This is a genomic window from uncultured Sphingomonas sp. (genome assembly GCF_964237335.1).
Classification (GTDB): Bacteria; Pseudomonadota; Alphaproteobacteria; order Sphingomonadales; family Sphingomonadaceae; genus Sphingomonas.
Map to the genome: position 1 here is coordinate 212,500 of NZ_CAXSHM010000002.1, position 10,101 is coordinate 222,600.

The window sequence follows — 10,101 nt, forward strand, 5'->3', positions numbered from 1 at the left end:
TAACGAACCCGTCGCAGGAGCAACGCACATGACCTTCTATACCTCGCTGAGCGGCCTCCAGGCGGCGCAGACCGACATGTCGGTCATCAGCCACAACCTCGCCAACGTCTCCACCAGCGGCTTCAAGAAGAGCCGGTCGGAGTTCGCGGACGTGATCGCGTCCAACCTCGCGTCCGATCCGCTCAAGATCGTCGGCTCGGGCACGGTGGTGAAGGGCAATGTCCAGCAGTTCACCGAAGGCAATCTGACCACCACCGGATCGGCGCTCGATCTAACGATCTCGGGCGACGGCTTCTTCGCGGTCAAGACGGACGGCGCCACGGCCGCGACGGACTATACCCGCAACGGCTCGTTCCTCGTCGACACCAACCGTAACGTCGTCGACGCGCAGGGCAGCATGCTGCAGGTCTATCCGGTGGATTCGGAGGGCAACCCGACCGCCACCGGCACCGACGGGCTGATGAACCTGACGCTGCCGCAGACGAGCGGCACGCCCAAGGCGTCGACCGCGGTATCGCTCGACGTGAACCTGTCGTCCAATTCGACGGTGCCGACGACGACGACGTTCGATCGCACCGATCCCACCAGCTTCAACAACTCCACCGCCACCACCGTCTATGACGCGAACGGCAATGCGGAGACGATGACGAGCTATTACGTCCGCCAGCCCTCCACCGGCACCGACGGATCGAGCACCTGGCAGGTGCATTCGTACCTCGACAGCCAGCCGCTGACGGTCGGCGGGTCGGCCGATCCGGTGACGCTGACCTTCAATGCGCAGGGCGGCCTGACGGCACCGACGACCGCGACCACCTATGACGCGATCCAGCCGACGGGCGCTACGACGACGCAGGCGCTGAGCCTGGATTTCGCCGGCTCGACGCAGGTCGCGTCGGCCTTCTCGGTTGCCTCGCGCAGCCAGGACGGCAAGGCCGCGGGGCAGTTGTCGGGCGTGTCGGTCGACAACACCGGGGTCGTCACCGCGAGCTTCTCCAACGGCGACAGCAAGAAGCTCGGCATGGTCGCCATCGCCAATTTCAACAACCCGACCGGGCTTCGCCAGATCGGCGACAGCTATTGGTCGGCGACCGGCACGTCGGGCAGCGCCAAGCTCGGCACCGCGGGGGAGGCGGGTTTCGGCTCGCTGATGAGCGGCACGCTCGAAGGCTCCAACGTCGACATCACCGAGGAACTGGTCGACCTGATCGCGGCGCAGCGCAACTTCCAGGCGAACGCCAAGGCGCTGGATACGCAGAGTCAGATCACCCAGACCATCTTCGACATCCGCAGCTGATCGGCAGGTAGCGGGAGCCTTCCATGGACAAGCTGGTCTACACGGCGGCGTCGGGCCTCAAGGCGCGACTGGGCGCGCAGGCGGCGATCGCCAACAACATGGCCAACGCGTCCACCACGGGCTTCCGCGCCGATCGCGCGGTGTTCGACCGGCTCCAGCTCGACGGACCCGGTTTTGCCGACCGCGCGCCGGCGGGCGAGGAGGTGACAGACTGCGACCGCACGCCCGGCACGATCCAGCAGACTGGGCGCGACCTCGACGTCGCTGTCGCGGGCGATGCCTGGATCGCGGTGCAGGGCAGTGACGGCACCGAGGCTTACACGCGCCGCGGCGACCTGGAGGTCGCGCCGTCGGGCGTGCTGCAGACCGGCGACGGGTTCCCGGTGATGGGCTCGACCGGGCCGATCACCGTGCCGCCGTACAACTCGCTCAAGATCGCGGGCGACGGCACGATCTCGATCGTGCCGCAGGGCGGCGACGCCAAGAACCCGCAAGTGGTCGACAAGATCAAGCTCGTCAGCACCGCAGGCACGACGACCGTCAAGGGCACGGACAACCTCCTCCACGTCAAGGGCGGCGGCACGCTGCCCGACGACATGGAGGCGAGCGTGCAATCGGGGGCGATCGAGGGATCGAACGTCAACATGACGGCCGCGCTGGTCGCGATGATCGAGAACCAGCGCGCCTATGAGGTCGAGGCTAACATGATGAAGTCCGCCAAGGACATGGACGAGAGCGGCGCGTCGACGATGCGGCTGCCGTCGTGATGCCGGCATATAACCCGACGATCCTCCCCCGCCAGGGGGAGGGGGACCGCCGGGCGCAGCCCGGTGGTGGAGGGGGAGGACTCACGAACGTTTGCCAGTCCTCCCCCTCCACCATGCTGCGCATGGTCCCCCTCCCCCTGGCGGGGGAGGATCAACTCAAGCACACCGTTTTCCCAGTAGCGGAGACAAGACAATGACGATCGCAGCGATGCACATCGCGCGCACCGGGCTCGATGCCCAGGACATGCGCATGCGGGTGATCTCGAACAACCTCGCCAACGTCAACACGACCGGGTTCAAGAAGGACCGGGCGAACTTCGCGACGCTGACGTACCAGACCGTCACCGATCCCGGCGCCCAGTCGACCGCGGAGACGAAATACGCGACCGGGCTGAACGTCGGCACCGGCGTCAAGATCCAGGGCACCAGCCGGATCGACACCGTGGGTTCGCTCGCGACGACCGGCAACAGCCTCGACATGGCGCTCGACGGCGACGGCTATTTCCAGGTGCAGTTGCCGGGCGGCCAGCTCGGCTACACGCGCGCGGGCAACTTCTCGCGCTCGGCGGAGGGCCTGTTGGTCACCAACGAGGGCTATCAGGTGCAGCCCGGCATCACCGTGCCGCAGAACGCGACCGCGGTGACGATGGGGACGGACGGCACGGTGACGGCGACGATCGCGGGCCAGACCGAACCGTCGACGCTGGGCCAGATCCAGATCGCGAGCTTCCCCAACGGCGCCGGCCTCAAGGAGACGGGCGACAACTATCTGGTCGAGACGGCGGCGTCGGGCGCGGCGACGATGGGCATCGCCGGGCAGGACGGGCGCGGCAACATCCGCCAGGGCATGCTCGAAGGCTCCAACGTCAACGTGGTGGAGGAGCTGGTCGACATGATCGAAACGCAGCGCGCCTATGAGGTCAATTCCAAGATGATCCAGGCGAGTGACGACATGCTCAAATACGTCAACCAGAACATCTGATGGCCACCAGGATCCCCGTCCGGTTCCGCCCGGGTTCGATCGCCGGTTTCGGGATCGAGCTCGCGCTCGGTGCCGCCGCGCTCGCGCTCGTCGCCGCCGCGATGCTGCCGCAGGACGCCGATGCGAAGCTTATCCCCAAGAAGAAGCCGGCGGAGGATTTCTCGGTCGTCCGTGCGCCGGTGGTCCCGACCTTGCCGGTCGCTGCTCCCGTCCCCGACGGCGCGATCTTCCAGGCGGCGGGCGGCTATGCCGCGCTGTACGAGGGCAGCCGGGCGAAGCACGTCGGCGATCCGCTGACGATCGTGCTGGTCGAGAGCACCAGTGCGTCCAAATCCGCCAACTCCAAGCTCGATTCGAGCGGCGGCCTGTCGATCACCCCGCCGACCACCGGCTATCTGTCGTTCCTGAAGAACGTCAACGCGTCGGCGAGCGGCACGCGCAACTTCACCGGCGGCGGCACCGCGGATCAGGCGAACTCGCTGTCGGGCGAGGTCTCGGTCACGATCGCGGCGGTCTATGCCAACGGCACGATGCTGGTTCAGGGGCAGAAGCGCGTGACGCTCAACCGCGGCGACGAGTACGTCAAGATCAAGGGCGTGGTCCGCTCCGCCGACATCGACACGGAGAACCGCGTGCTCTCCACCCGCGTCGCCGACGCGCAGATCCAGTATACCGGCAAGGGCGACGTCGCGCGTGCCAGCCGCCAGGGCTGGCTCAGCCGCTTCTTCCAGATCGTGAGCCCGTTCTGATGTGGCGACGGCTTGTTAACCATGCGATGCGATCAGGGAGCATGATGAAGCATCTGCTCGTATCGCTCGCCGTCGCGCTCCTGTCGATCGCCATGCCCGCGCACGCGGACCGGGTGAAGGACCTGGGCGGGTTCCAGGGCATCCGTTCCAACCAGTTGACCGGCTATGGCGTCGTCGTCGGCCTGCCCGGCACGGGCGACGACAACCTCGAATATACCGTCCAGACCCTGAAGGCGGTGGCATCCCGCTTCGGCCTGCAGCTGCCGCCCGGCACCAACCCCAGCATGAAGAACGCCGCCGTCGTGCTGGTCACGGCCGAGCTGCCGCCGTTCGCCAAGCCGGGGCAGCGCCTCGACATCACCGTCGCCTCGATGGGCAAGGCGAAATCCTTGCGGGGCGGATCGCTGATCCTGACGCCGCTGCTGGGCGCCGACAACCAGATCTACGCAATGGCGCAGGGCAACCTTGCGGTCGGCGGACTGGGCGCGGAGGGCGCGGACGGGTCGAAGATCGTCATCAACATCCCCTCCACCGGCCGCATCCCCGAGGGAGCGACCGTCGAGCGTGCGGTAGCGACGGGTTTCGATACCGCACCGGCGCTGACCTTCAATCTCGCGCGCGCCGATTTCACGACCGCGCAGAGCGTCGCCGCCGCCGTCAACCGCCGGCTGGGCGCAGGGTCGGCGGAGGCGCTCGACGCCGTGTCGATCACCATCAAGGCGCCGCCCGGCGCCGACGTGCGCGCAGGGCTGATGTCGACGATCGAGAACCTCGACGTCGTCTCCGCCGAGCCGCCCGCCCGTGTCATCGTCAACGCGCGCACCGGCACCGTCGTCATCAACGCCGCGGTCCGGGTCGGGCCCGCCGCCGTCACCCACGGCAAGCTGACGGTGCGGATCGACGAGAAGCCGCAGGTCAGCCAGCCCGCGCCGCTGAGCCAGGGGCAGACCGTCGTCACGCCCAACAGCCAGGTATCGGTGGACGAGGAGCACAAGCCGATGTTCCTCCTCGCGCCCGGCCCCAAGCTCGCCGACATCGTCAAGGCGGTGAACGCGATCGGCGCGAGCCCCGCCGACCTCGTCGCGATCCTGGAGGCGCTGAAGGAAGCCGGCGCGCTCAAGGCCGAGTTGATCGTCCTGTGAGCGACGTTCCCGCGCTCTCGCCGATCACTGGGCCAAAGGGCGCAAGCCCGATCACTGGAACCGCCGGGGCCGCCGCGTCCGACACGAGCCGCCTCAAGTCCAAGGACAACCTCAAGGCCGCGGGCGAGAAGTTTGAGACGGTATTCACGGGCATGATGCTGAAAAGCATGCGGCAGGCGAAGCTCGCCGACCCGCTGTTCGACTCGAAGGCGATCGACACGTTCAGCGACATGCAGGATGCGCAGATCACCAAGTCGATGGCGCAGAACACGCCACTCGGCATCGGCAAGGCGATGACCGACTTCCTGTCGAAATCTCAATCCGATCTTAACCCGGACGCCGCTAAACCGCCCGGATGAGCGATCTGATGTCGATCGGTGCGAGTGGCGTGCGGGCGTATCAGACCGCGCTCGGAACCGTGTCCGACAATATCGCGAACGTCGGCACCGCCGGCTATGCGCGCCGCACCACCAACCTCGCGGAGGTCACGGCGGTCGGCTCCAGCCTGTCCGGCGGTGGGTCGCTCGCCGGCGGCGGCGTGACGCTGACCGGCATCGGCAGGATCACCGACACCTACAAGACGGCGGAAGTCCGCGGCTCGGCATCGGATCTCGCGCGCACGCAGGCCGGGGCGACCTGGCTCGACCGGGTGCAGACCGCGCTGACGGGCAACCAGTTGGGCGACCGGCTCACCGGCTTCTTCACCGCCTCGACCACGCTTGCCGCCGATCCGACCTCGTCCGCCGCGCGCTCGACGATGCTGGAGGCGGGGACGTCGGTCGCCGGCGCGTTCACGGGCACCGGCCGCGCGCTCGACCAGGTCGCCTCCGACATGGACGGCACCGCCGACGATGCGACCGCGCAGCTCGACACGCTGGGTCAGTCGCTCGCCAGCGTCAACGACGGCCTCGGCCGCGCCGCCGCGGGCAGCAGCGCCGCCGCCAGCCTTGCCGACCAGCGCGACTCGATCACCGAACAGATGAGCGCGATCAGCGACGTCGACGTGCAGACCGACGCGCAGGGCCGCGCGACCGTGCGACTGGGCGGCGCCGGCGGCCCGACGTTCGTCGCGGGCAACGACGCGGGCCACGTCACCTATGCGCGCAGTGACACGGGCGCGGTGTCGTTCGCGGTGCATCGCGACGGCCAGGCGGCCGCGCTCGTGCCGGGCGGCGGGGCGTTGGCGGGCATCGCCGATGCTGCCAGCCGGATCAGCGATTCGCGCACCCAGCTCGACACGCTCGCCTCGTCGTTCGCGGACGGCGTCAATTCGGTGCAGGCGCAGGGCGACGACCTGAACGGTACGCCCGGCGCGGCGATGTTCTCGGTGGGCGCGACGCCGACCGATCTGACCCTGTCGCTCACCGATCCGTCCGGCATCGCCGCGGCCGCGCATGGCGGCGGCACGCGCGACAACAGCAACCTAGCGGCGCTCGCGACGCTCCGCACCGGCAGCGGCGTCGAGAACAAGACCACCGCGCTCGTCGCCGACACCGCCGCCGCGCTCGCCGCCAAGCAGACGGTCGCGACCGCGCAGACGACGATCCACGACGGCGCGGTCACCGCGCGCGACGCGGTGTCGGGCGTCAACCTCGATACCGAGGCGGTCGACCTGATGCGGTTCCAGCAGGCGTATCAGGCGTCCAGCCGCGTGATCCAGGTCGCGCGCGACACCTTCCAGTCGATCATCGCGATCAACTGATGACGATCGGCGCACTCTCCACCTCGCTGTTCTACGACCGCACGTCGAGCGCCATGACCGCGCTGACCGCGCAGTCGGACAAGCTGAACACGGAGATCTCGACGGGCAAGAAGCTGTCCGCGGCATCGGACGACGTGGTCGCCTACCAGCGCCTGCGCACGATCGCGACCGACACCGCCGACACCACCGCGTCCCAGGCGAACATCACGACCGCGCAAGGCGTGCTGACGAGCGCCGACACCGCGCTGGCGTCCATGACCAGCCTGCTGCAACAGGCGTCGGAGGTGACGATCCAGGCGCGCAACGGCACGCTCAACGATGCCGACCGCGGCGTGATCGCCACCCAGCTGTCGGGCATCGCCGACGAGCTGACCGCGATCGCGAACGGCAAGGACACGCGCGGCCAGCCGCTGTTCGCAGGCTCGGCCAGCGGCGACGCGGTGACGACCAACGCCGACGGCACGCACACGCTCGCGTCGGGCACGACGGCCACAATCCCGATCGGCGATGGCCAATCGGTGCAGCCGTCCGAGAGTGCGACGGCGGTGCTGGGCCTGTCCGGCGGCCGCAATGCGATCGACATGATCGCCGCGCTGGCGACGGCGCTGAAGGCCGGCGGCGACACCACCGACGCGCTGGGCGGCGCGATCACCGACCTGTCGACCGCCGCGACGCAGGTGACCGACGTACAGGCGTCGCTCGGCGCGCGCGGCGCCCGGCTCGACGTCGAGACGAGCCGGCTGACGACGGTCGCCACCGACCGCGAGGCGGCGCGATCGAGCCTTGAGGACACCGACCCGACGCAGGCGATCGTCGAGCTGCAGAAGACCATGACGGTGCTGCAGGCGACGCAAGCGAGCTTCACCAAATTGTCCAGCCTGAACCTGTTCGATTACCTGAAGTAATCGCCACGTTTCTCCAAACCCGTTCGCCCTCAGCACGAACGGGACGAGGAAGGCAGAGGACGGAGGTGGATCGAAGTCTCTCCGCCCATTAACCTTATCGCTACCGGCTCCCGGTAACGATCTCCCCACACTCCCGCGGGGACCCCACCACCCATGTTTCCAGCCATCGGCCTCGTCGTCCTGCTCGCCATGGTGTTCGGCGGCTTCGCCATCACCGGCGGCGCGCTCGGCCCCGTCATGGAGGCGATCCCGCACGAGATGCTCATCATCGGCGGCGCGGCCGCCGGCGCGCTCATCATCGGCAATTCGGGCAAGGAATTGAAAGCGATCGGCGGCGGCCTCGCCAAGGTGTTCAAGGGGCCGAAATACAAGAAGCAGGATTATCTCGACGTCATCTTCCTGGTGTCGAAACTGATGAAGATGCTGCGCATGGAAGGCCCGATCGCGCTCGAGCCGCATGTCGAGGACCCCAAGTCGTCCGCCGTCTTCGCCGAATACCCCCGGCTCGTCGCCGATCACACGCTCGTCAACCTGATCGCGGACACGCTGCGGCTCGTCGTCGTCTCGTCGGGCACGCTCGACGTCCACGCGGTCGAGGAGGTGATGGACCATTCGCTCAAGACCCACCACCACGAGGTGGAAGGGCCACACACGACGCTCACCAGCCTCGCCGACTCGCTGCCCGCGCTCGGCATCGTCGCGGCCGTGCTCGGCATCGTGAAGACGATGGGCTCGATCGACAAACCGCCTTCCATTCTGGGCGGAATGATCGGATCGGCGCTGGTCGGCACGTTCATGGGCGTGCTGCTGGCATACGGCATCGTCGCGCCGCTCGCGGGCCGGCTGAAACAGGTGATCGACGCGGACGCGGCGATCTATGACGTCGTCAAGCAGATCATCATCGCCTCGCTCCACGGCCATCCCCAGCCGCTGGTGATCGAGGCGGCACGCGCGGGCATCCAGCACAAGAACCAGCCCGGCTTCGCTGAAGTGTTCGACGGGCTGCGGGGCAAGTAAGGCAATGCGCCTCATCTCCTCCTCCGTTCGTCCTGAGCTTGTCGAAGGACCGGCCACGAACGCGACCGACGCCTCTTGGGCATGTCCTTCGACAGGCTCAGGACGAACGGACATTTTGGATCGTGCGGCTGGGCAGGCCTCGTAATGCCCGCCGCCCGCGCACCCCATGGCGCCAACGTGCCCCCCAAGGTCATCGTCAAGAAGATCTTCATCGAGGGCCATGGCGGCCATCATGGCGGCGCGTGGAAGGTCGCCTATGCCGATTTCGTGACCGCGATGATGGCGTTCTTCCTGCTGCTGTGGCTGCTCGGCGCCACCACGGAAAAGCAGCGCAAGGGCATCGCCGATTATTTCGCCCCCACGCTGGTGGACACGCGCCACGTCGGCGTCGGCGGCTCCGGGCTGCTGGGCGGCGACTCGCTGGTCGATGCGGACAATCTGCCGCATCGGGCGGCGCAGACCGGCACGCGCGTGCTGACGGTGCCGGTCGGCGCCACCGGCGGTGCGTCGGTCGGATCGGGTCCCGACGGCACGCTGCGCAGCCGCGAGGCGATGGCGCAGGAGGACAAGAAGAACTTCGAGACGCTGCGCCGGCGCGTGCTGGCCGGGATGGCGGCGACCAAGGACCTGGCGAAGCTCGGCAAGCACGTCCACTTCACGATGACGCGCGACGGGATGCGGATCGACCTGATCGACGACGCGGACTATTCGATGTTCGCGCTCGGCACCACCGCGCTGGAGCCGGAGGCGGGCGAGCTGATCGGGCTGGTCGCGGGCTCCGTGAAGGCGATGGCCAACCCGATCATGATCCGCGGCCACACTGACAACCTCGGCTATGGCAATCCGGCGGCGATGAACAACTGGATGCTGTCCTCCGCTCGTGCCGAGGCGACGCGGCGGCGGCTGGCGGCGGGCGGGTTGCCCGACACGCGGTTCGACCGGATCGAGGGCGTCGCCGATCGCGAGCCGATGATCGTCAAGGACCCTGCCGACCCGCGCAACCGCCGCGTGTCGATCACATTGCTGTACCGGGCGGGCAGTTTCACGCAGTAGGGGCCGTTCTAGAGCGGGATGACATTAAGCTGCAGCATAGCCGGAGCTGGTGAGGTATGCGGCGCATTCGTTGGACGAGGAGGCGTCGAGGAGAGAGCCGATGCGGCGCCATGTTTGTTCGTGGGATCGTTCGGCGGCTTTGCGCAGCAGATGCTTGAGCTTGGCAAAGACCTGCTCGATCGGGTTCAGGTCGGGACTGTAGGGCGGGAGGAATAACAGCCTTGCCCCGGCACCACGGATGGCGGCGCGCACGGCGGGCTTCTTATGGCTCGACAGGTTGTCCATGATGACGACATCGCCGGGCGGGAGCGTGGGCACGAGGCACTGCTCGACATAGTCGGTGAAGCTCTGCCCGTTGATCGGCTGGTCGAGCACGCAGGGGGCGTCGATCCGGTCACAGCGAAGCGCCGCGAGGAAGGTCATCGTGCGCCAATGGCGGGACTGTCAGGATTTCCGTGTGTGGGCGGGCGGTTGAACATTACGCCGCCAT

The 10,101-nt window shown here is 67.9% G+C and carries 10 protein-coding genes and 1 pseudogene; 10 read left to right on the forward strand and 1 reads right to left on the reverse strand.

The window, feature by feature from the left end:
- Positions 1-28 precede the first annotated feature (28 nt).
- From flgE to ACFE65_RS02550, 10 genes are all read left to right on the forward strand, one after another.
- Complete coding sequence (gene flgE / locus ACFE65_RS02505; RefSeq protein WP_375380752.1) at positions 29-1,294, forward strand: flagellar hook protein FlgE; 1,266 nt, start codon at positions 29-31, stop codon at positions 1,292-1,294.
- 23 nt (positions 1,295-1,317) lie between these two features.
- The gene (flgF, locus tag ACFE65_RS02510; RefSeq protein WP_375380753.1) at positions 1,318-2,061 is read left to right on the forward strand and encodes a flagellar basal-body rod protein FlgF; all 744 of its coding nucleotides are present in this window, start codon (positions 1,318-1,320) and stop codon (positions 2,059-2,061) included.
- 193 nt (positions 2,062-2,254) lie between these two features.
- Positions 2,255-3,043, forward strand: a complete 789-nt coding sequence (flgG, locus tag ACFE65_RS02515) for a flagellar basal-body rod protein FlgG (RefSeq protein WP_375380754.1) — start codon at positions 2,255-2,257, stop codon at positions 3,041-3,043.
- Positions 3,043-3,792 (forward strand): flagellar basal body L-ring protein FlgH, encoded by a 750-nt coding sequence (locus ACFE65_RS02520; protein WP_375380755.1) that lies wholly within the window; start codon positions 3,043-3,045, stop codon positions 3,790-3,792. Before flgG ends, ACFE65_RS02520 begins: the two co-directional genes overlap by 1 nt.
- Before the next feature lie 44 nt (positions 3,793-3,836).
- On the forward strand, positions 3,837-4,934 hold the full coding sequence (locus ACFE65_RS02525; protein ID WP_375380756.1) for a flagellar basal body P-ring protein FlgI: 1,098 nt from the start codon (positions 3,837-3,839) through the stop codon (positions 4,932-4,934).
- Positions 4,931-5,293, forward strand: coding sequence for a rod-binding protein (locus tag ACFE65_RS02530; protein WP_375380757.1), 363 nt, complete (start codon positions 4,931-4,933; stop codon positions 5,291-5,293). Before ACFE65_RS02525 ends, ACFE65_RS02530 begins: the two co-directional genes overlap by 4 nt.
- Positions 5,290-6,636 (forward strand): flagellar hook-associated protein FlgK, encoded by a 1,347-nt coding sequence (gene flgK / locus ACFE65_RS02535; protein WP_375380758.1) that lies wholly within the window; start codon positions 5,290-5,292, stop codon positions 6,634-6,636. The genes ACFE65_RS02530 and flgK overlap by 4 nt, the downstream gene beginning before the upstream one ends.
- Complete coding sequence (locus ACFE65_RS02540; protein WP_375380759.1) at positions 6,636-7,541, forward strand: flagellin; 906 nt, start codon at positions 6,636-6,638, stop codon at positions 7,539-7,541. The genes flgK and ACFE65_RS02540 overlap by 1 nt, the downstream gene beginning before the upstream one ends.
- A gap of 153 nt (positions 7,542-7,694) precedes the next feature.
- Positions 7,695-8,558 carry a flagellar motor stator protein MotA gene (motA, locus tag ACFE65_RS02545; RefSeq protein ID WP_375380760.1) on the forward strand — a complete coding sequence of 288 codons (864 nt, stop codon included), beginning with the start codon at positions 7,695-7,697 and terminating at the stop codon, positions 8,556-8,558.
- Positions 8,559-8,702: 144 nt separating this feature from the next.
- Positions 8,703-9,611 (forward strand): flagellar motor protein MotB, encoded by a 909-nt coding sequence (locus ACFE65_RS02550; protein WP_375380761.1) that lies wholly within the window; start codon positions 8,703-8,705, stop codon positions 9,609-9,611.
- Between the two features lie 24 nt (positions 9,612-9,635).
- On the opposite strand, the pseudogene ACFE65_RS02555 reads toward ACFE65_RS02550, so the two are convergent.
- Positions 9,636-10,046 (reverse strand): annotated as a pseudogene (locus tag ACFE65_RS02555) (IS630 family transposase); the annotation flags it as partial.
- Between the last annotated feature and the right edge of the window lie 55 nt (positions 10,047-10,101).

What these genes read in the sequence shown, in the direction of transcription:
- flgE (WP_375380752.1), top strand. Translation starts at nt 29, where the DNA reads ATGACCTTCTATACCTCGCTGAGCGGCCTCCAGGCGGCGCAGACCGAC.
- flgF (WP_375380753.1), top strand. Translation starts at nt 1,318, where the DNA reads ATGGACAAGCTGGTCTACACGGCGGCGTCGGGCCTCAAGGCGCGACTG.
- flgG (WP_375380754.1), top strand. Translation starts at nt 2,255, where the DNA reads ATGACGATCGCAGCGATGCACATCGCGCGCACCGGGCTCGATGCCCAG.
- ACFE65_RS02520 (WP_375380755.1), top strand. Translation starts at nt 3,043, where the DNA reads ATGGCCACCAGGATCCCCGTCCGGTTCCGCCCGGGTTCGATCGCCGGT.
- ACFE65_RS02525 (WP_375380756.1), top strand. Translation starts at nt 3,837, where the DNA reads ATGAAGCATCTGCTCGTATCGCTCGCCGTCGCGCTCCTGTCGATCGCC.
- flgK (WP_375380758.1), top strand. Translation starts at nt 5,290, where the DNA reads ATGAGCGATCTGATGTCGATCGGTGCGAGTGGCGTGCGGGCGTATCAG.
- ACFE65_RS02540 (WP_375380759.1), top strand. Translation starts at nt 6,636, where the DNA reads ATGACGATCGGCGCACTCTCCACCTCGCTGTTCTACGACCGCACGTCG.
- motA (WP_375380760.1), top strand. Translation starts at nt 7,695, where the DNA reads ATGTTTCCAGCCATCGGCCTCGTCGTCCTGCTCGCCATGGTGTTCGGC.
- ACFE65_RS02550 (WP_375380761.1), top strand. Translation starts at nt 8,703, where the DNA reads ATGCCCGCCGCCCGCGCACCCCATGGCGCCAACGTGCCCCCCAAGGTC.